Annotated in this window: 13 protein-coding genes; 2 read left to right on the top strand and 11 right to left on the bottom strand. The window is 45.4% G+C overall.

All coding sequences use genetic code 11. The features are described 5' to 3' along the window. Positions 1-11: 11 nt before the first annotated feature. The 10 genes from H8S64_RS17500 to H8S64_RS17545 all read right to left on the bottom strand — a co-directional run bounded on the left by H8S64_RS17500 (position 12) and on the right by H8S64_RS17545 (position 15,163). The gene (locus H8S64_RS17500; RefSeq protein ID WP_099290168.1) at positions 12-3,062 is read right to left on the bottom strand and encodes an efflux RND transporter permease subunit; all 3,051 of its coding nucleotides are present in this window, start codon (positions 3,060-3,062) and stop codon (positions 12-14) included. 108 nt (positions 3,063-3,170) lie between these two features. After that, the gene (locus tag H8S64_RS17505; RefSeq protein ID WP_186977773.1) at positions 3,171-4,256 is read right to left on the bottom strand and encodes an efflux RND transporter periplasmic adaptor subunit; all 1,086 of its coding nucleotides are present in this window, start codon (positions 4,254-4,256) and stop codon (positions 3,171-3,173) included. Between the two features lie 145 nt (positions 4,257-4,401). Further along, positions 4,402-5,328: a magnesium transporter CorA family protein gene (locus tag H8S64_RS17510; RefSeq protein ID WP_186977775.1), complete on the bottom strand. Its 927-nt coding sequence runs from the start codon at positions 5,326-5,328 to the stop codon at positions 4,402-4,404. Between the two features lie 150 nt (positions 5,329-5,478). Next, positions 5,479-6,486 (bottom strand): endonuclease/exonuclease/phosphatase family protein, encoded by a 1,008-nt coding sequence (locus tag H8S64_RS17515; protein ID WP_255469589.1) that lies wholly within the window; start codon positions 6,484-6,486, stop codon positions 5,479-5,481. 7 nt (positions 6,487-6,493) lie between these two features. Then, positions 6,494-9,550 carry an ATP-binding protein gene (locus tag H8S64_RS17520; protein WP_255469590.1) on the bottom strand — a complete coding sequence of 1,019 codons (3,057 nt, stop codon included), beginning with the start codon at positions 9,548-9,550 and terminating at the stop codon, positions 6,494-6,496. Between the two features lie 166 nt (positions 9,551-9,716). Continuing rightward, on the bottom strand, positions 9,717-10,070 hold the full coding sequence (locus H8S64_RS17525) for a carboxymuconolactone decarboxylase family protein (RefSeq protein ID WP_186977781.1): 354 nt from the start codon (positions 10,068-10,070) through the stop codon (positions 9,717-9,719). Positions 10,071-10,077: 7 nt separating this feature from the next. After that, a complete protein-coding gene (rseP, locus tag H8S64_RS17530) occupies positions 10,078-11,418 on the bottom strand; it encodes an RIP metalloprotease RseP (protein ID WP_186977783.1) in 1,341 nt (446 codons plus the stop codon). Between the two features lie 78 nt (positions 11,419-11,496). Next, positions 11,497-12,648: a 1-deoxy-D-xylulose-5-phosphate reductoisomerase gene (locus H8S64_RS17535; RefSeq protein ID WP_186977785.1), complete on the bottom strand. Its 1,152-nt coding sequence runs from the start codon at positions 12,646-12,648 to the stop codon at positions 11,497-11,499. A 25-nt stretch (positions 12,649-12,673) separates the two neighbouring features. Then, the gene (locus tag H8S64_RS17540; protein ID WP_099290395.1) at positions 12,674-13,540 is read right to left on the bottom strand and encodes a M23 family metallopeptidase; all 867 of its coding nucleotides are present in this window, start codon (positions 13,538-13,540) and stop codon (positions 12,674-12,676) included. A 399-nt stretch (positions 13,541-13,939) separates the two neighbouring features. After that, positions 13,940-15,163, bottom strand: a complete 1,224-nt coding sequence (locus H8S64_RS17545) for a mechanosensitive ion channel family protein (protein ID WP_186977787.1) — start codon at positions 15,161-15,163, stop codon at positions 13,940-13,942. A gap of 265 nt (positions 15,164-15,428) precedes the next feature. Between H8S64_RS17545 and H8S64_RS17550 the strand changes: the two genes are divergently transcribed. Further along, positions 15,429-18,248 carry a M16 family metallopeptidase gene (locus H8S64_RS17550; RefSeq protein ID WP_186977789.1) on the top strand — a complete coding sequence of 940 codons (2,820 nt, stop codon included), beginning with the start codon at positions 15,429-15,431 and terminating at the stop codon, positions 18,246-18,248. 47 nt (positions 18,249-18,295) lie between these two features. On the opposite strand, the gene H8S64_RS17555 is transcribed toward H8S64_RS17550, so the two are convergent. Next, positions 18,296-20,416 (bottom strand): HRDC domain-containing protein, encoded by a 2,121-nt coding sequence (locus H8S64_RS17555; protein ID WP_186977791.1) that lies wholly within the window; start codon positions 20,414-20,416, stop codon positions 18,296-18,298. A gap of 340 nt (positions 20,417-20,756) precedes the next feature. Here H8S64_RS17555 and H8S64_RS17560 point away from each other — a divergent pair, with 340 nt between their 5' ends. Beyond that, a complete protein-coding gene (locus tag H8S64_RS17560) occupies positions 20,757-21,992 on the top strand; it encodes an MFS transporter (protein ID WP_186977793.1) in 1,236 nt (411 codons plus the stop codon). The last annotated feature ends 43 nt before the right edge of the window (positions 21,993-22,035 follow it).

Genomic DNA, 22,035 nt, shown 5'->3' on the forward strand with positions numbered 1-22,035 from the left:
TATATCCATTTTCAATTTTCAATTTCTTCTATGATCCGCACTTTCTTTGCTGACAAATACGTGTAAATAGCCGGAATCACAAAAAGAGTCAATAACGTGGAACAGACCATACCGCCCACCACGGCTATACCCATTGCGACACGGCTTTCTGCCCCGGCTCCCGTCGCCATTGCCATCGGCAAAATACCTAATATCGTGGATAAACTGGTCATCAGAATCGGGCGCAAACGTGCCACGGCAGAATCCTCGATTGCTTCCCTCATGGATAAGCCTGCCGCCTTACGTTGATTAGCAAATTCCACGATCAGAATACCGTTTTTAGATACCAATCCGACTAACATGATAATACCAATCTGGCTGAAAATATTCATCGTCTGCCCGAAGTACCACAAGGTCACCATTGCTCCGATCAAAGCCAAAGGCACGGTAAACATGATAATCAACGGATCCCGGAAACTTTCGAACTGTGCCGCCAATACCAGATAAATAAATACCAATGCCAACATGAAAGCAAACATCAGACTGGAAGAACTTTCCACGAAATCTTTCGAAGTACCGGACAAAGTAGTCTTAAAATCGTCATTCAGCACCCGGTCAGCAATCCGGTCCATCTCCTCCAATCCTTGTGAAAGCGTTACCCCTTTCGCCAATCCTGCCGACACGGTTGCCGACACGAAACGATCGTAACGATACAACTGCGGCGGCATCGAACTCTCGCTAATAGAAATCAAGTTATCCAGATGCACCAACTCTTTATTGGCATTTCTCACGTATATACCTTGCAGGTCACTCGGTTTATTCCGGTCTTTACGTTCCAACTGGCTCAATATCTGGTACTGCTTCCCGTCCATAATATAATACCCGACACGTTGCTCGCTCATCGTCAACTGCAACGTTTGAGCGATATCCTGCACGGAAACCCCCATGGCTGCCGCCTTATCGCGGTCAATATTCACGGTCAACTCCGGTTTCGTGAATTTCAAGTTCAAATCGGAAGCCGAGAACATCGGGCTTTTATTCACCTCATCCATAAACACGGGCAGCATCTCTTTCAGATCTTCCAGATTCTTCGCCTGAATCACGTATTCCACGGGCAATCCACCGCGACGTCCTCCGAACGTCTGTTGTTGTGAAACCAAAGTACGAGCCCCTGTAAATTGTCTTACCTTCAAAGCAAGTTCATCAGCAATCTCCTGTTGTGTACGTTTCCTGTCATCCGCATCAACCAACCACAACTGCAAGCTCGCCCGATTCGTCTGTCCGCCCCCGATAAACTCGATGACTTTCTCCTGCTCCGGTACAAAATCCTCAACAAAAGTTGAAATCTCATCCGCGTACCGGCTCATGTATTCGTATGTCGCACCCTCCGGCGCCACAGAATTCAAGCGAATATTGGAACGGTCTTCCAAAGGAGCCATCTCTGACGGTATCAACAACCAAAGAAAATAAATAGCCACCCCGGAAGCGCAAAGGATAATAATGGATACATAACGCACTTTCAAGAACATCTGCAACCATCGTCTGTACATATCGGTCATCCCCACGAAGAAAGGTTCCGTTTTCCGGTAAAACCAATTCTTGGCAGCATCCCGGGTCAATAATTTAGTGGAAATCATCGGGGTAAACGTCAACGCCACGAATGACGACACGCAAACCGCCCCGGCAATAACAATACTAAACTCACGGAACAACCGTCCTGTCGTCCCTTCCAAAAATACAATTGGAAAGAACACCGCTACCAGCACCACCGTGGTAGCGATTACGGCAAAGAAAATCTCGTTAGCCCCCTTGAATCCCGCTTGCAAAGGCGACATTCCCTGCTCTATCTTCGTAAAGATATTCTCCATCACCACGATAGCATCGTCCACCACCAACCCGATCGACAGCACGACGGCAAGCAAGGTCAGAATATTGATCGTGAAACCGGCAATATACATGATAAAGAAAGAGGCTATCAATGATATCGGGATTGCCAGCACGGGAATCAATGTCGTCCGCCAGCTCCTCAGGAACAAGAATATAATTAATACCACCATGATAAACGCCTCGAATATGGTATCCTGCACCTCGTTGATAGAACTACGGATAAATACCGTATTATCGAAAGCGATTGTCGCGTCAATATCATCCGGCAAATCCTTCTCCAAATCCTTCATCACCACGTATGCCCTGTCTGCGATATCGATATAGTTTGCACCCGGCTGCGGTATCAAGGCACACATCACCATCGGAATCCCGTTACGCTTGGCTATACTTCGGGTATTCTCGGCATCAACTTCCGCGACACCGATATCGCTAAACCGGATAATCTGTGCACCATTACGGGCTATCACCAGATTATTGAAATCATCTATCGACATCAAACGCCCCAACGTCCTAATCGTCAATTCCGTGTTATCTCCTTCTATACGACCGGAAGGCAACTCGATATTTTCTTTTTCCACGGCACTCTGCACGTCCATCGGCGTCAGCCCGTAAGCTGCCAGTAACGCCGGGTCCATCCGCAAGCGCACCGAATAACGCTTCTCTCCCCAAATATCCACGCTACTAACCCCGGGAATCGTCTGCAACCGTTCCTTGTAATAACGTTCGGCATAACCGCTCAAGTCAATCAGAGAACGTTGTCCGCTTCGCAAAGAAATAGCAAATATAGGTTGGGCATCCGCATCTGCCTTGTAAACGGTAGGCGGGTCTATATCTTTCGGCAAACGCCGCAAAGAACCGGAAACCTTATCACGCACGTCATTAGCGGCAGTTTCCAAATCCACGTCCAACTCAAATTCTATCGTGATTCGACTCTGCCCGTCACGGCTGGTACTACTTAGCGAACGGATTCCTTGAATACCGTTAATCGCCGACTCCAACGGCTCGGTAATCTGCGTTTCGATCACGTCGGCATTCGCCCCCACGAAAGACGTGGAAACCGAAATCACCGGGGGATCAACACTCGGGTAATCGCGTACTCCCAAATACAACAACCCGATTGAACCGACAATCACCAAAAGCAGGTTCAACACGGTAGCCAACACGGGACGTTTTATACATGTCGAAGATAAACTCATCTAATTTTAGATTTTAAATTTTAGATTTTAGATTCCTACCGCACAAGACCGACGCTTAAGATTTCACCTACATAAGCCCCGCACCTTTTCATTTTCAATTTTCAACTTTCAATTATTAAGGCTTACATCTACTGCCATCCCTTCACGCAACTGCATCAATCCGCCGGTCAACACGGTATCCCCGATTTGGATTCCTGCCGTTACCTCAACAAACTTATTATCGCGGCTTTCCGTCTGCACGGCGACACTGGTTGCTTTGCCGTTTTTCAGTACCCACAAACGCTTACCGTTCATTTCGGGCACCACGGCTTCCGTGGGAATCAAGATAAATTTCAATCCTTCCGCCGTGTTCCATTGTCCCTTCACGAACATTCCCGCCATCAGGTTATCCGTGTTTCGATAACGGGCACGCAATATAGCTGCATGCTTATCATTGATCTGCGGGTCTACGGCATATACTTCCGCGCTAATATCATGCTCCAATCCCGCCACTTCAAAATCAATCTTCCTGCCCACGATAGGAACTCCCACGATATATTTCTCGGGTATCACGAATTCTACTTTCAGAAAAGAATCATCCACGATTGTGGATACTTTCGTACTGGGTTGCAGGTAACTCCCCACGCTCACGTATCGAAAACCCATTTGCCCGTCAAAAGGAGCCCGAATCTCGGTACGGATAATCTTCACCTTCAGAAGTTCGATATCCGCCAGATTCATATTATACTCCGTTTCCAACTGCTGAAATTCTTCCACGCTTATCGACTCCCGCTTCAACAACACCCGCAAACGCTCCAACTTCGCTTCCTGCAATTTCTTTTGAAACTCCAACCGCTCCAACTGTGCCTTCAAATCGGAATCGTCCACCTTCACCAACAAATCCCCCTTCTTTACACGAGCTCCCTCCTTAAACGCAATCTCAACAATTTTCCCGGCAGTTTCCGAAACCAACTCCACCTCCTCGTTAGCCACCAACGATCCCGTCACCGGAATACCGGTTGAAGAAGTTGCAAGAGAAGCCACAATACCGGTTACCGGTAGCGCCCCCCTCGATGCGGCACGGGGTGATGCAACCGTTTTCGGGCTATCGTCAGCACTATCACTTGAAGAAAAATCCAAACGAGGGATCAATATAATACCCACAACAACAATCGGTATACCTATCTGTAAAACTCTTTTTAATCCTTTGTTCATATTAAAAACATTACATACAATTACCTTAGTGTTCGCTTACTTCACAGGCATTCACGACACTATTGTTAAGACATCAAATATCTTCAAAAGTTTATTGGCAAACCGTTAAGACTTTGTTAAAATACCAAGGATTTTAAATTTAATTTCAGAACCAATGCCTCCACTTGAACACCACGAACCCGAACACAGCAAAAAGAATGGAAATCACGATCACGATCAAAAAACCATACGGGTTTTCCTCCAGTGAATTGGGCACGTTCATCCCGTACAAACTGGCTATCAACGTCGGCAACATCAAGATAATAGAGATAGAAGTCAATCGTTTCATCACGATATTCAAATTATTGGATATCACCGAAGCGTAAGCATCCATCGTCCCGCTCAATATATCGCTGTATATTCGAGCGGAATCCTGTGCCTGCCGCAACTCGATCTCCACGTCTTCCACCAGATCCTCGTCAAAAAATTGCCGTTGCACCTTCAACGTCTTCATCTTGATCAGCAAATTATCATTTCCTCGCAACGAAGTGATAAAAAAGACCAAAGACTTCTCGATCTTCAACAATCGCTGCAACTCCTCGTTACGAATGGACTTTTCCAGTTCCACCTCCGCCATGTGCATCTGCGCGTTGATTTGCTTCAAGTATTTCAAGTACCAAACCGAAGAAGACAGGAAAAGACGGAACACCAAGTCCCAGTTATTCTCTATCTCCAGATTCTTCCGGATCACGTAGTTGATAAAATCCGGTATCATTGCCGTCTGGTGATAACACACGGTCACGAACACATCCCCCTTCACGATAATACCCAGAGGCACCGTGATAAAAGGAATACTGTTATCTACCGATTTGAAAGGAATACGCATAATCATCAGCGTCCATCCCTCTTCCACTTCCAGACGGGAACGCTCGTCAACGTCCTCGATGTCATCAATAAAAGCCTCGGGAACACCCTTTTCGTCGATTAAATATCGAATATCTTCTTGAGTTGGTGAAACAACATTAATCCAGCAATTGGGTTCCCATATTTTTTTCTCAACGAACCCTACTTTACCCATTAGGAAAGTTCTCATAATAATTCCTCCTTCAATTTATGAATAGAGGCTTTATTCGGAACCCCTACTCAGATTAATACCGTTGATGATAGTCGTCCATATCTTGTTCTATGAATTTTGCCACAAAAGTAATCTTTTATTTTTAAGATAGTTGCTTTACAACTGGTTTTATTTTTTCAGATCAATAAACACGGGAAGATGATCGCTATACCCACCGATATACTTTGGCCCCCTGTAAGTCGGTTTCGGACGTTTTCCAAAACTTCCCTTTTCTTCCTCCATCAAAAAATCGGAAGCCACAATTTCCATTCGCCCGGAAGAACGCAAATCATGCTTTCCGTCCAACAAAGTCCCGGAAACAATCACGTGATCCAGCGTCTGCCACTCTCCCTTGAAACGATAACTTCCCCGCATCTTTCCCAACAAATAATAACCGGTATTATAAAGATCGCGGGAGTTTATTTCTTGTCCCTCCGGATTTTTCGTTCCCAACGCCTGTTGTGCACGAGTATTTGCCCGTCCGTTCATATCCCCCATAATCACGATCATCGCTTCCGGCTGACACGATTGTATTGAATCGACTTTCTCCCTTACAACAGAAGCCGCTTTCACCCGTTTCCATTCACTTTTAGCCTCCCCGCCCCGCATGGAAGGAAAGTGACAGACAAAAAAATGCAACGTATCGACTTCCCTCAATACCCCTTTGCAATAAAGGATATCCCGGGTGGTTTCCCCTTTCCTCAATTCCACTGGGAAAAATTGACTTCTCAATTCCCGAAACACCGTTGTATTATACAAAAGAGCCGCATCAATCCCTCTCGCGTCGGGCGAATCCTCGTGTACAATCCCATAATTCCCATCAGCCAATCCGGTTTTTCGAATCAAGTCAAATAAAACCTGTCGATTCTCCACTTCCGCGAGACCGATAATCGTCGGCAATCTTTCGCTCGCGAGCAGCGCCCTTGACACATTCAATATTTTCCGGTAATAACGTTCTTTCGTCCAATACATTTTTCCCCTCGGGGTAAAATCTCCGTCCGCTCTCAAAGAATCTTTACGAGTATCAAACAGATTCTCAACATTATAAAACACCACTCGACAAGAATCCGTCTGTCCTGACACCCTTCCGTGAAGCAGGCAAAAGAGAAGAACGAAACATCCGATAGTCCTTCTCATCAACATATTACAATAAAATAATCCTTTTTTCCAGCAAATGAATAATTTTACTTTTCAACGCATTCGCGTTAATCGGCTTGGCGGCATAAGCATCGAAACCACTCGCCATGATTTTCTCTTCATCCGAGGCATAAGCATACGCCGTAACGGCAATAACGGGTACGGTTGAAGATATTTTACGTATCTTTTGAACCGCCTCGTATCCGTTCAATTCCGGCATATTAATATCCATCAACACCAGATGCGGGCGATGTTCCTCGAACAAATTCACCGCTTCTATCCCGTTCCACGCGTGTAGCAGCTTATAATCTTTCTTCAGAATAGACTCGAAAAGCATGTAATTACTCGGGTTGTCCTCGGCAATCAGAATTTTCAATTTGTCCTTTTCCACCGCCTCCTGTATGATAAACTCGTCTTTTTTGTTCTCCTCGTGATGCAATTTCACGGGATTATAAGGTACTGTAAACCAAAATGTAGAGCCATTACCGATTTCCGACTCTACCCCTATTTTTCCACCCATTCGTTCCACGATAGTTTTACAAATTGGCAATCCTAACCCCGTTCCTTGGGCGAAAGAATTTAATTTCACAAAACGTTCAAAGATAGCCTCTTTCTTATCGGCACTAATTCCGCAACCGGTATCCGTCACGTAAAAATACAAGGTATTCTTTTCCAGCAAATGATACCCGAAGCGAATACTTCCCTTTTCCGTGAATTTCGTCGCGTTATTAATCAAATTCGCTATAACTTGAGTCAATCGGTTCTTCTCCATATGGATACAACATTCCGGCAATCCTTCCTCGAAAACAATTTCCACCGCGGAAGTTGTCAATCGCAACGCGGAGGTTTGCTCCAGTTCATGCAACAAAGCGTTCAAATCAAAATCCGAATAAACAAACTCCATCGAACCGGATTCGATTTTCGAGAGATCGAGAATATCATTAATCAACTGCAAGAGCAACTTGTTATTATTCTCGATGATATTCACGTACTCCTGCTTTTCACGCTCCTCTTCCGCGGAAGCCAATATATTGGAAAAACCGACAATAGCATTCAACGGCGTTCTGATCTCGTGGCTCATATTCGCGAGGAAAGCCGACTTCAGACGATTGGATTCTTCGGCATGTTCCTTCGCCTCCCGTAAATCCAGTTCCATCTTCTTACGTCCCGTGATAACCAAAGAAGAACCGACCAATGATAAAGCCTTTCCGTTCTTATCCTTTTTCTCCACGGCAGCCTGCGCTTCCACCCACTCGAATGAATAATGGTGATTATTCCTGTCCAGAACCCGGTACTCCTCTTTTATCTTTTCCACCTTTCCCTCGATCAAGGCAGAATAAGCCGCACGTACACGTTCCCTGTCATCCTTGTGAATCTTGGAGAAGTATTGATCTTGAGGTACAGACAAAGTATCTTCACTTCCTTGGTAATGTTGCAACTCTATCGGACGATTCACATCACACAACATAGTCCCGTCCTCCAAATTCCAACGCCACGGGATAATATTGGCAACATCTAAAGCCATTGCCAACTTATAATTCACGGACTCCAACAGCGCTCTCGTGTTCCGTAAATCGGTAATATCCACGCAAAAAACATCGATCATCCCGACTTGTTCCGAAGCGACAAGCAACACCTCGAAATATTTCTCGATAGCCTTGTGATAATACTCTATCGTGAAAGACTTCTTTTCGGCAAGCATCGTCTTGTACAAGACAAGATACTCTTTATAATTACTATTCAGAATCTCACTCCCTCTCTTGCCAACAATATTCTCACCACCTTTAAAATACTTGCAAAACATGGGATTAATAACTTGCACGACATAATCCTCCAGTTCCCCCCGACTATTGTATATCAATTTATGCTTCGTATACGCGATAGGCATATTATTAAATAATGCCTCGTATTTTTTCAAAAAAGACAATTCCTTCTCGTGCAAAGACCGTTCCTTCCTCATCAAACGTATCCTCTCCCACATCAAATAAAGAGAAAACAATAAAACGGCAACAACAAATATCATGTACCGGTTCTTGGACCAGAAACTCTCCGGAACAAAAAAGTAATGCGCGTTATCAGGATATATCGACGTGGGAATACCGGCTTTCTGCAATACATTATAACACAAATAATTATCCGGTTCAACTTGTTGCCAAGCAACATCCTTGGGACTCTTTCCCGCCATGATCTCCCGTAATGTCCGGGCGACCGTATGCCCGAACTCTTGTCCCGAATAAAAATATCCTCCCGCCAGCTCTCCATCCTCAATCCCTATATCTTCCAATATAAACACGGGATGATGATCGAAAGTACTTATCGTCTTATGATTATTACATGAAATATATTTATTACCGACCATACCCTCACGTTGAAACCAAGAGAAATACAGTAACCCAACCTTGTTTATATCAAAAGAAGATATTGAATCCAACATATCATCCATAGTCATCTCCCCTTCCGTGAAATAACTTACTTGAAGATCCGGAAAATACTTCTGACAAACTTCCCGCATCTCGTATCTTACCTGCGCACTAACATAACGATGATCGGAAATAAGGACTACCTTTTCCATTCCGGGAAGCAACAATTTCATTTCATCAATCGTGCCCCTCACGTGAATGGGGCATTCGACAACCGTGGCATTATATCCTTTTATCAGTTCCCGAAAAGATTTCATCTCTCCCGGAACAATCTCTTCTTTCCCCAACACGGAAGTCCACGACGTCACATAATCTTCCTGCACGCAAAAGATTATCGGAACATCTTTCCACACCCCGTTAAAAGCATCTTCAAATAAACACCACGCGGGAGACCCGAGTACCACAATACAACGAGGCAATGGAATCGAATGTTTTTCTATTATCAAACGTTTCCTTTGCCGCGCGATGGAATCCTCCTCGACCAAAAGCATATTGAGGGACTCGACAAGAATATCCTCCTCGATCGAAGGATCTTTCCGAAGGCTGTCAATCACGTAATTCGACCACACGGTAACATCCGTGTACGAATTAATAACCAAGACATTATCCCGATCACGAGCCCACAAGGCCGAAAACTCAAACAAAACAAAAATGAATAAAAAACCGATCCGTAAAATATTCTTTAAGCACATGCCACATTTACCTTTATAAACGAGTACAAAGGTACAAATATAGCTTAAACTAACAACCGGAAAATGAATTAATTTCCCTACCTTGCCCGCACTTCGCAAATCACGGAATCGGCAATCACTAAATCACCGAATATTTCCCCAGTTCCTCCCAATACTCCAACGCCCGCCTCGTGTGGGGAATCACGATAGTTCCCCCGACAAGATTGGCTACCGAGAATATCTCGAACAACTCCTCCGTGGTCACCCCGAGTTGATGACACTTTTCCAGATGATACTTGATACAATCGTCACAACGCAAGACCATGGAAGTTGCCAATCCCAACATCTCTTTCACCTTGGCGGACAAAGCGCCATCCATATATGTATTCGTATCCAAATTATAGATACGTTTGATTACCTTATTATCAGCGGCAAGAATCTTTTCGTTCATTTTAGCCCGGTACGCCCGGAACTGTTCAACCATTTCACTCATAACTCTTTCAATAAATTCCGATCAACTTCAAAATATCATTTATATTCGCGAATAGCAACAAGAATATCAAAAAGAACATTCCCGCTATCTGGGCATTCTCCATAAACTTCTCGTTCGGTTTGCGACGGGTAATCACCTCGTACAACAGGAATACCACGTGCCCCCCGTCCAAAGCCGGTATAGGCAACAGGTTCATCACACCCAGAATCAATGACAGGAAAGCCGTCAAATCCCAGAACGCGTGCCAATCCCATACACTCGGGAAAACATTCCCGATAGACACGAAACCACCCAAAGATTTGAACGCCTCCGCGTTTTCAAACAACTTGAACTGCTTCAAATAAGATTTTACCTTATCCACTCCCATGTTGATACCCGCAGGCACGGACTCCAAGAATGAATATTTTTTCACGGCAAATTCGAAATCGGCTATAATCCTCGGCTGTATCCCCATGAGCTTGGAGTCGCCCATATCGAGATAGAGAGTTAATGTATCCTGCCCTCGCAACACTCTCACGTTCATCACGCTATCCCGATGATTCATCACCAGTGACTGGAACTCGTCATAATAAGTAAATCCCCGTCCGTCCACCTCGATAATCGTGTCGGTCGCCAACATCCCGGCATTCCTTGCCGGTGCGTCTTGAGCGAAAGCCACAATCTCACCGTTATACTTGTAACGAGGTGCCAACAAAGCCTTCTGGTCAAAACCATTGGAGGAATAAGCCAGTATCTTCTTGACCAGAGTAGGAGGTATTTCAAGGCTCACAACCCGTTCATCCCGTAGCACTTGCATAGTCTTCGGCTCATCCAGCAAAAGATGAAGCATGATATCACTGAAACGCTCCACTTTTTTGTTATCGAAAGACAAAACGATATCCCCGTTACGCACCCCCGCGTCCAACATAATGCTGTCACACACGACACCGTATTTCACGTTTTCCGCCGGCAGATACTCCTCGCCCCAAGTATAAAGCACCATGATATATATAAAGAATGCCAGCAGGAAATTCACCAACACCCCGCCAATCATGATTAGCAACCTTTGCCATGCCGGTTTGGAACGAAATTCATAAGGTTTTGGCGGCTCTTTCATCTGCTCCAAATCCATCGACTCGTCAATCATCCCGGAGATCTTCACGTATCCCCCCAAAGGCAACCACCCCATCCCGTACTCGGTTTCCCCCTTTTTAAAACGGAAAATCGAAAACCACGGGTTGAAGAAAATAAAAAACTTCTCCACCCGTACCTTGAAAAGTTTTGCCATAAAGAAATGTCCCATCTCGTGCAACATCACGAGAATCGACAAACTCAACAAAAACTGTAATATCTTCACTAATACATCCATGTTCTGATTTTAGATTTCTTGATTTCTTGATTTATGATTTTAGATTCCAATCGTCAATCGTAATTCATAAATCGTAAATTATTTATTTTTCAATTGCTCTGCTATTCTCCGTCCCTCCCGGTCGGTCGCTATATAATCCTCCAACGTCGGCTGTCCGATGAAACTGACTTTATCCAGCGTCTTCTCTATCACGTCGGACATCGCCGTGAAAGAGATTTCCCCTTGCAGGAAGGCAGCCACCATCACCTCGTTCGCGGCATTCAACACGCAGGGGGCATTACCGCCGCGGTTCATCGCCTCGTAAGCAAGTCCCAAATTGCGGAATGTCTTTATATCCGGTTTCTCGAACGTCAAGTTAGAACACACGCTAAAATCCAGACGGGGAATATCGGAATGTACCCGTTCCGGGTAAGTCAACGCGTATTGTATAGGCAAACGCATATCAGGTACACCCAGTTGGGCTTTCACGTTCCCGTCTTGAAACTGTACCATCGAATGTACCACGGATTGGGGATGCACCAGCACTTCAATCCGCGAAGGCTCCACCCCGAACAACCACTTCGCCTCGATAGCCTCGAATCCCTTGTTCATCATCGAAGCGGAATCAATGGTCACCTTGGCGCCCATGTGCCAATTCGGGTGCTTCAGAGCTTGAGCGGCAGTTACCGTCCTTAAATACTCGTGATCTTTCCCCCGGAAAGGTCCCCCGGAAGCTGTCAACAATATCTTCTCTATCGGGTTATCATGCTCTCCCGCCAAGCACTGGAAAATTGCCGAATGCTCCGAATCCACGGGCAATATCGCCACCTTGTACTCCTCGACCAGACGATTGATCAAATCCCCGGCGACAACCAGCGTCTCTTTATTTGCCAACGCGATCGTCTTTCCCGCTTTTATCGCGTTGATCGTCGGGAGCAAACCGCTATACCCGACCATTGCCGTTACCACCACGTCAATAGTAGACGTTCGCACGACTTGAGCGATAGCGTCACTTCCCCCGTACACTTTTATATCTTCATCCCGCAACAAATCCCGCAACTCCCCCAACTTCTCCTCGTTCCCGATCACCACCATATTAGGTTTAAATTGTTTCGCCTGCCGCGCCAACAACTCCACCTGATTATTTGCCGTGAGAACTTCCACGCGAAACCGTTCCGGGTTAGCCTCGATTACCTGTAATGTCTGTGTTCCGATAGACCCGGTCGATCCTAATATTGCTATATTTTTCATTAATTTCTAATCGTAAAAACTCCAATCACTTAAATTTAATAAATGTCTCCGGGTTCAATGCTTTCCCCCCTTGCCACAATTCAAAATGCAAATGCGGTCCCGTTGTTTCCTCCCCGGTATTTCCCACCACGGCAATAGCCTCTCCCGCTCGTACAAAATCTCCCTGCTTCTTCAACAACACCGAATTATGCTTGTATATTGAAACCAGATTCCCTTGATGCTGCACTTGAATAACGTATCCCGTCTTGATCGTCCAGTCGGTAAAGATCACCACACCATCCAGCACGGACAACACGTTAGAATTTTGCTTCGCAACCAAATCGACACCGTAATGACGGGTTCCCTCGTCAAAATGATTCGTCACGATACCGTCCAACGGTGAAAAGAAATGATAGAAATCATCATCCGAAAAACTGACTTGTCCCAACGCCAAATTATACCGCTCCTCTCTCTCCATCACCTCCCGGAAACCCGCTTCTTCTTGCGACACGCCCAACATCGTCGTGTCATAATTAATTTTTACGTTCTCGCTTGAAGCCATGTAATGAGTCGTATCCAACACCTCGTCCCTCAAAATCATCTGGATGGAACGCAGGAAACGATCTTTCTTCTCCACCTCGTTCAATAAAGAATCTACCCGTAAGGCATTCTGGGTAAGCTGCCTTCTCAACTGTTGACTCGGGTAACCGGGAATAAATTCTCTCAAATTCGTGAAAGCGATTAACATGATTGTCAAAATAATCAACACCACCGCCAACGAGCTTAAAGCCGTCAGCACCTGCAAGGGGGATAGACGAAGATGCATCACCTCCTCGTAGGTCGACTCATTAAAAATGGTCAACTTGTAGCGATTCTTTAATTTATTCCAGTATTTCCGTTTCTTACTCTTCATCCGAATATTTTTAGCCTCCAAAAATAGTACAAAAATCCAATTTTCCCATCCCGAAGGTTTAGAAAGTTTATAAAGTACCCGCCTTTCGTCCGTATAACCCACAAATTACCACACCCGCGTCACGAGTCAACTCCGTTTTTCCCTCTAAAACAACCCTAATCATACTGAAAACCTATAACAAACGTAAATATATAATGAACTTATCTTACACGTCATTTATAAAATAATCTACACAAATTCAACCCAAGCAAGGTCAAAAATCTATCGTCATAGGAGTTTCATGGAAGTATGATAGAAGTATAATAGAAGTATTACCCAACCAACACCCTCAAAAATAGATATAGCAACCTTCCCCGTCCTCTATCTTCTTACTAAAAACCTATTGATTTTCCCCCTCGTTTACAATTTTGACGGGTACTGGTAGATACGCAAATGGAAATAAGGCATCACGGCAAGCAAATGATCGAAAATATCAGATTGCACTTTCTCGTAAGCCACCCACTCCTGAATGCGTGAAAAACAATAGATTTCCAACGGGATTCCCGTGGCAGACGGTTGTAATTGCCTCACCATATACGTCATATCCATATTCAGATTCGGGTTTGCTTCCAGTTTCCGAACGGCATATTGACGGAAAATCCCCAAATTCGTCAGTCGCCTCTCGTCCAACACATCCCCTTTCCCCTTGTTCTGTTCTGTCAGCACGGGAAGTATATCCTCGATATATCCCTTCAGAACGTCAGATTTTCTCAACATGGCGATCTCCTCATCCGACAGGAAATGCACCGAATTCATATCTATATTAATAGAGCGCATAATCCGCCGTCCCGCCGATTCCTGCATTCCCCGCCAGTTCGTGAAAGAATTGGAAACCAACTGGTAAGTAGGCACTGTCGTGATCGTCATATCCCAATTTTGCACCTTCACCGTGTACAAATTGATTTCCAGCACCGTCCCGTTCGCGTTATTACTCGGCATCACGATCCAGTCCCCGATACGCACCATCTGATTGGACAACAACTGCACACCCGCGACAAACCCCAGAATCGCGTCTTTGAAAACCAACATCAATACCGCCGCGAAAGCACCCAATCCGACCAACAGATTACGGGGCGACTCCCCGATAAACACGCTCACGATCGTGATAACGACCGCCGACACCACGAATATTTTGATTACCTGCACGAACACCTTGATAGGTCTGTCGCGCGCTACCGGGTAGGACTCGTAAATCCGGTTAATGGCATCCAGTACCGTGACAATCACGTATCCCGCCACCACCAGAATCCACGCCACGATAAAACGGTGGAAAAGCTCAATATGCTCCCACTTCCCGTAAACAATCTTAAAGGCAAAATCAATAAACAGCGGGGGTATCAAGTTAAAAACTCTCTGGAAAACATGTTCATCCAAAAACACGTCATCCCACTTGGTCTTGGTACGCTTGACCACTTTGGCAAGCAACCTCATCACCCCTTTACGGAGAAAAAGAGTGAATAAAAAAGCGATCAGACAAATAACCGCGATCTGCAACATCACCTCCACGAGTGAAGCAGTTTCGGGATCTTTAATTCCCAAGTTTAGCCAAGAAAACCACTTACTTATATTTATTTTCCAAATCATACTATTCCTCTCCTTTTTTATATGCCCTATACGAGAATTGAACAGGAAAAAGTTAAGAATTACAGATTTTTCTGATTCCAAAACACCTGATAAGTTAAAATCATATTAACATATAATCTTTCCGACTACCCCGGAAAGCCTTCATTTTTCTCTATTTTTACAATTCCGCCATAAATTAACGTTAAAGATTTTAAGCGACAGGATAAATTTGCTTACACTTTACTATATTTGCAGACACAAACATTAAAACATTAAAATAATTCGTATGACAAAAAGACTATTAACCGTGTGTGCTTTATTGGCGCTACTCAGCTCTAGCTTGTTCGCCCAATATGACATGAAAGCACCACTTCCCAAAGACCCGAATGTCAGAACGGGAAAATTAGCTAACGGCTTGACTTACTACATTCGCCACAACGCGGAACCCAAGGACAGAGCAAGTTTCTACATCATCCAGAACGTGGGAGCAATCCTCGAAAACGATGACCAGAACGGATTGGCTCACTTCTTGGAGCACATGGCATTCAACGGTACCAAACACTTCCCCGGAAGAAAAGGTATCACCAATATGCTGGAAAAACACGGGGTTGAATTCGGTAGAAACGTGAACGCCTATACCGCGCAAGACGAAACCGTGTACAATATCAGTGATGTTCCCACCACGAACGAAGGACTCTTAGACACTTGTCTGCTCGTGCTTCACGACTGGTCACACTACCTTCTGCTCGTTGACGAAGAAATCGACGGTGAAAGAGGCGTTATTTCCGAAGAGTGGAGAACCAGAAGAGACGCAGGATTCCGCATGAGAGCCGTAACCATGCCGGTTCTTTTGAACGATTCCAAGTACGCAAAAAGAGATGTAATCGGTGATTTGGACATCATCAAAAACTTCAAATACCAGACTCTCCGTGATTACTATCACAAATGGTACCGTCCCGATTTGCAAGCGATTGCAGTTGTCGGAGATTTCGACGCTGAAAAAATGGAGCAAAAGGTAAAGGAATTATTCTCCAAGATCCCGACTCCGGTAAATCCTGCCGTGAGAGAAACTTTCGAAGTCCTTCCCCACGACGGAATCAAGTTCGTGTGCGCCACGGATAAGGAAGTAACCAATTCTTCCATCGCCGTGTACATCAAATACCCGGCTCCCACGAAAGAAGAAAAAGGACTGAACGAAGCCTTGAAGAAAGGACTTGTTCAATCATTCTACAACACGATGTTGGCTCAACGTATCTCCGAATTACTCCAAAAAGGTAATCCTCCCTTCATCAACGGAAGCGCAGGCTTCGCCGGTGGTATCGTGAGAGGCGTCAACGCTTATTACTTCGGGGCTACAGCAAAACCGAACGAGGAAGCTGAAGCATTGGAAGCCATCTACCGTGAAAATGAAAGAGTAAAAAGATTCGGTTTCACGCGAGGAGAACTCGAAAGAGCAAAAACAAACATGTTGGTAGGTTTGGAATCAGCTAACAAGCAAAAAGACAAAACCACTTCCGAAGCCTATATCGATGAAATAAAAGAAAACTTCCTTGAAGGAGATCCTATCGTTGACTTCGATTACTATTACGAGTTCGCGAAAGCGGTTATCCCGACAATCACCGTTGACGAAGTTTCCGCGTTGGCAAAACAATATATCGTTCCGACCAACATGGTAATCATCGTGCAAGGACCGGCAGAAGGCGTGAAACACATCACGGAAGCAGAGGCCCTCGCCACGTTGAAAAAAGTTGAAGATTCTCAACTTGAACCCTATCAGGACGAATCTGCCGAAGCCAAACTGATCAACAAAGAGTTGAAAGGCTCAAAAATCATCGCTACCAAGAAATTACCGCAATTCGAAGCAGAAGAGTGGACACTGGAAAACGGTGCGAAAATTGTATTCCGCAAAGCAGATTTCGAGAAAGACCAAGTAGCCGTGGCTTCTTACAGCAAGGGGGGTACCTCTCTGTACGGTGTTGACAAATTAGCCTCCGCACAAGTTGTCGCTGATTTCGTTGGAGCTTACGGATTAGGCGACTATGATGCTATTACCTTGAAAAAATTGTTGACAGGTAAACAAGCAAACGTCGGTATCGGTATCGGCGGATTGTCAGAATCTGTCGGTGGTGGTTCAACTCCCGGGGATTTCGAAACCTTGATGCAATTAATCTATCTGAAATTCGAGGAACCTCGTTTCGACAAAGAAGTCCACAACGCGATCATGCAACGTAACTACGCGGCTATCGCAAACATGGACAACAACCCGAAAAAGATCATGCAGGACTCTATCAGCAGGATCATGAGCAATTACAGCCCGAGAAACATTTTATTCGGAAAAGAATTTTTGGATAAGATCAGCATCGAGCAAATCGAGGAAATTTATCGTGACCGAATCAAAGATATCAGCGACTTCACGTTCTTTATCGTGGGTAACATCGACGCTGAAACCGTGAAACCGTTGGTTGAAAAATACTTGGGTTCCGTACAGTCCTTCAACCGCAAAGAGAATTGGGTTGACAACAAGGTAAGAGGCCCGAAAGGAAAAACCGTGAAGGTGATCGAACTTCCGTTGCAAGACCCGAAAGCTACCGTTATCACGAGCTTCTCTAAAAATATGAAAACCAGTATTCACGACAATATCTGCCAAAACATCTTGAAAGGAGTACTCGATCAAAGATACCTGACAAATATCCGTGAAAAAGAAGGCGGTACCTATGGAGTAAGCGTTCAAGCCGGATCATCCAGAGAACCGTACGAAAGTTATAGCATGAGCATGATGTTCGATTGCGACCCGGATAAGGCTGACCACTTGAAATCATTAATCTATGCCGAAATCGACTTGTTAATGAAAGAAGCTCCTACACAGGAAGAGATCAGCAAGGTTATCACGACCATGAAGAAAAACCGTGAACAATCCAAACCTCACAATAACTATTGGATGAGTGCTATCCAAACTTACTACCTCCGCGGTATCGATATTACCGACCCGAAAAACTTCGATAATATCATCGACAAGATCACCCCGAAGGATGTACAGAAATTCACCAAGAAATTATTCAAGGGTGCCGACGTGGTTGACATGACGTTCATACCGGAAGCAAAATAATTATTATTTGATATAAAAAAAAGACCGCTCAAAAGCGGTCTTTTTTTTTAAAACCCTCTATATTCATCTACCATACTCAAAATCAAAGCACCGTAGCGCTCCACTATCTTTTTCCCGATTCCCGGAACGGCAAGCAATTCTTTCGTGTTTGTCGGTAGCAGATTACTTATGCCCAGCAAAGCTTTTTGCTGTAACACCGTGTACACGGGCAGTTTCAAACGTTCGGCTTCTTTATTTCGCCATGTCCGAAGCGTGGTATATAATTTCGGGTGCAATATGTCGGAGGACACTTCCGCCTTTACCGTACCCGCTTTCTTTGCCTTGATTTTCACTTTCGGAGCATCAATCAAGGCTTTTGCCTTCGCCCGTAAATAAGCGGTCACGGAGAAACCATTCCCTATCGTCTTCAAAGTCTCCATTTTCAAGGTTATTTCACCCCGGAAACGTTCCATGGCTTGTTCGACGGACTTCCTTACTTCCTTGTTGTCAATTTCCGGTATCGCTTCCTCCAGAAAGTCCCCGAAAATTGTCTTCGTGTGTTCACGAAAATAAGCCGCACCTTTACGTACCCGTTCCGCGATCACCGGATTGTTCTCGTAAACCCCGTCTTCCGGCATCAAGCCCTCCAACTGGTTTTGAAATCGCTCCGATACCATCAACAGCTCCTCCGCGCAACGGGCTCCCGCCATGCGGTAACGCTCCACCCATTCGGGATACAAGCGACGCAATTGCTCGTCCAGTATCCGGTACAAATAATGCAACCGCCAACGTATAGACTCGTAATCAAATTGTTCCAGCAACAACTCCCGAAAGTACGATTGCCGTGCCTGATGCAGCTCCTCCGTGCCGGGTTCATGTTGCTCCACCTCACTCACGAACTGATCGATAGCATTATCATTGATCAGTGAACGGGGCGTCACGGGAGAACTCAACACCAATCCCTCGAAAGTCTTGCAACGGCTCAACGCCACGTACACTTGCCCGTGAGCGAAAGCTGCGTTCGCGTCCACGATTGCCCGCTCGAACGTCAATCCCTGACTTTTGTGTATCGTGATCGCCCACGCCGTCTTCAACGGGTACTGGCTGAACCGCCCTTCCACCATCTCGACGATCTCCTTCGTTTCTTCGTCCAACGTGTATTTCGTGTTCGTCCACTCCTCCCGGTTTACCAGAATCCGCATCCCGTCCTCTTTCCCCACGACTTCGATCGTGTTATTGTTAATCGCCGTGATCTTGCCTATTTTCCCGTTATAATAACGTTTCTCCGGGGAGGAATCATTCTTCACGAACATCACCTGTGCCCCTTTCTTCAACACGAGTAATTCATCCGTGGGGTACGAGTACGCCGGGAAATTATCTTTTATCTCCGCCCTGAACGTGTAGGCTTGGGTATTCAATGCCGCCATTTTCAGATCATTAATCCGCTGCGCTTGATGATTATGCGTGGTCAGCGTGATATACCCGTCCTCATCCGAAGGGGTAAATCCCGGTATACATCGTTGATTCAAAGTATTCAACACGGAGGCATCAATCTGTTTTTCCCTTATCCGGTTCAACAGTTCCAAAAAGATACCATCCTGCTGACGGTACACCTGCTTCAGCTCTATCGGCACGTAACGGGTTGCCGCCAACGCCTTGCTATGGAAAAAATAAGCCGACTCGTAATGTTGTTTCAACAACATCCATTCGTCATCCTTCACCACGGGAGCCAACTGTTGCAAGTCCCCGATCAACAACAACTGCACCCCGCCGAAAGCCTCGTTACGGTTCCGGTAACGACGCAACACGTCATCCACCGCGTCCAGCAAATCCGCCCTCACCATACTCACCTCGTCGATCACCAGCAAGTCGATCGTCTTGATAATATTTATTTTTTCCCGACTGAACTTATTCGTGAAACGAGCCTTCCCGTCATGCGTTATCACATCCGTGACACCCGGTATATACGGCCCGAAAGGCAACTGGAAAAACGAGTGAATGGTCACTCCACCCGCGTTAATCGCCGCCACACCCGTCGGAGCCACCACGATCATCCGCTTCGGGGAACGCTCTTTCAAGTTCCTCAGAAACGTGGTCTTTCCCGTTCCCGCCTTTCCCGTCAGGAACACGTTCACCCCGGTATATTCCAAGAAATTAAACGCCAACTCTAATTGTGGATTACTTTCCATGAATCAACACTTTTCGTGAATTATTACATATTCAGGTCATTACAGACGCCCTACTATGCAAAGATATGGAAAATCTACACATTTTATTAGGATTATTCATATTATATATCTATTTTCGTGGAAATTTACATGAAATACCATCTATGAAGATTTATCATTTCTTTATGGCAAGAAATTACAGGGTGAGAGGCTAACGAAGTCCGGGACTTGTTTTTCCGGCTATCTTGAGAAACTTTCCATTCACGGGAAAGATTCTATTTTCGCATTTATTATTAAAAAAAGAAACGACACATCCCGGGGTGAGATGCGTTTAAACGTTTAAAATTCATACAAAACAACCATGAATAATTGGAAAAAAGTATTCGCTATTATATGGACAGGACAGTTTTTCTCCATTCTGACCAGTTCACTTGTTAATTTCGCTATCATATTATGGCTGACATTCGAAACCAAGTCGGCTGAAACACTGGCATTTGCCACGATATCGGCCTTACTCCCGCAAGCCATGTTAGGTCTATTCTCCGGTATTCTCATCGATCGCTGGAGCCGGAAATGGATTATGATACTGTCGGATAGTTTTATTGCCTTCTGCACCTTCATTCTTGCCGTACTGTTTTACTTCGGGCAGGCAGAGGTATGGGCAATATACACGTTACTGGCATTACGTTCTGTCGGATCTGCCTTCCACATGCCCTCCATGCAAGCGTCCATCCCCTTGTTGGCACCGGAATCCCAGCTTTTACGCGTCGCGGGAATCAACCAGATCATACAATCCGTCTGCAACATCGCGGGGCCCGCTTTAGGGGCATTAGCCATCACGATGCTCGATATGACTTACGTTCTTATGCTTGACGTGGCAGGTGCGTTACTCGCTTGTACCTCGTTATTGTTTGTCACCATCCCCAACCCGAAACCCGGTGAAACGAAAACGAAATTGAACCTATGGCAAGATTTACGGGAGGCGCAAAGGGAAGTCACGAGCCATAAAGGAATGACACTCCTTTTCCTGCTTTCCATACTGGCAACTCTTTTTATCATGCCTATCAGCGTATTGTTCCCGTTGATGACTCTCAATCATTTCTCCGGAAGTGCTTACCAGATGAGTCTGGTAGAGGCAATATGGAGCGTCGGTTCCCTCGCGGGCGGACTCGTGTTAAGCCTCCGTCAATACAAGGTCAATAAAATAGTGCTGATTAATTCAATGTATATCCTGCTGGGTATATCATTCCTGTTCTCCGGGCTTTTACCGCCCACGGCGTTCGTGTGGTTCGTGATACTGACAGCCATAGAGGGCGTATCAGGTTCCGTGTACTACGCCTCGTTTATGGCCGTGGTACAAACAAAGGTCAATCCCGCCGTCCTCGGTCGTGTATTTTCCATATTCATGAGCATCAGCATGTTCCCCTCCATGATCGGGCTAATGGGAACCGGATATATCGCCGACAATATCGGCATCTCGAACACCTTCGCCATCGGCGGACTCGTTGTCTGTGCCATCGGTATTATCTCCTTCTTTATCCCCTCCCTGTTCGCGGTCGGACGATTAACTATCGAAGGAAAGACTCGAAATATTTGAGCAAGCAAAGAGGGGCTTCCGCAATGGAAACCCCTCTTCTCTC

The sequence above is a fragment of the Butyricimonas hominis genome (assembly GCF_014287455.1).
GTDB classification, from domain to species: Bacteria; Bacteroidota; Bacteroidia; order Bacteroidales; family Marinifilaceae; genus Butyricimonas; species Butyricimonas muris.

Bases quoted from the DNA above. Each gene is read 5' to 3' on its own strand.
- H8S64_RS17505 (WP_186977773.1), bottom strand. From the start codon at position 4,256: ATGAACAAAGGATTAAAAAGAGTTTTACAGATAGGTATACCGATTGTT.
- rseP (WP_186977783.1), bottom strand. From the start codon at position 11,418: ATGGATGTATTAGTGAAGATATTACAGTTTTTGTTGAGTTTGTCGATT.
- H8S64_RS17525 (WP_186977781.1), bottom strand. From the start codon at position 10,070: ATGAGTGAAATGGTTGAACAGTTCCGGGCGTACCGGGCTAAAATGAAC.
- H8S64_RS17560 (WP_186977793.1), top strand. From the start codon at position 20,757: ATGAATAATTGGAAAAAAGTATTCGCTATTATATGGACAGGACAGTTT.
- H8S64_RS17545 (WP_186977787.1), bottom strand. From the start codon at position 15,163: ATGATTTGGAAAATAAATATAAGTAAGTGGTTTTCTTGGCTAAACTTG.
- H8S64_RS17510 (WP_186977775.1), bottom strand. From the start codon at position 5,328: ATGAGAACTTTCCTAATGGGTAAAGTAGGGTTCGTTGAGAAAAAAATA.
- H8S64_RS17540 (WP_099290395.1), bottom strand. From the start codon at position 13,540: ATGAAGAGTAAGAAACGGAAATACTGGAATAAATTAAAGAATCGCTAC.
- H8S64_RS17515 (WP_255469589.1), bottom strand. From the start codon at position 6,486: ATGAGAAGGACTATCGGATGTTTCGTTCTTCTCTTTTGCCTGCTTCAC.
- H8S64_RS17535 (WP_186977785.1), bottom strand. From the start codon at position 12,648: ATGAAAAATATAGCAATATTAGGATCGACCGGGTCTATCGGAACACAG.
- H8S64_RS17555 (WP_186977791.1), bottom strand. From the start codon at position 20,416: ATGGAAAGTAATCCACAATTAGAGTTGGCGTTTAATTTCTTGGAATAT.
- H8S64_RS17550 (WP_186977789.1), top strand. From the start codon at position 15,429: ATGACAAAAAGACTATTAACCGTGTGTGCTTTATTGGCGCTACTCAGC.
- H8S64_RS17500 (WP_099290168.1), bottom strand. From the start codon at position 3,062: ATGAGTTTATCTTCGACATGTATAAAACGTCCCGTGTTGGCTACCGTG.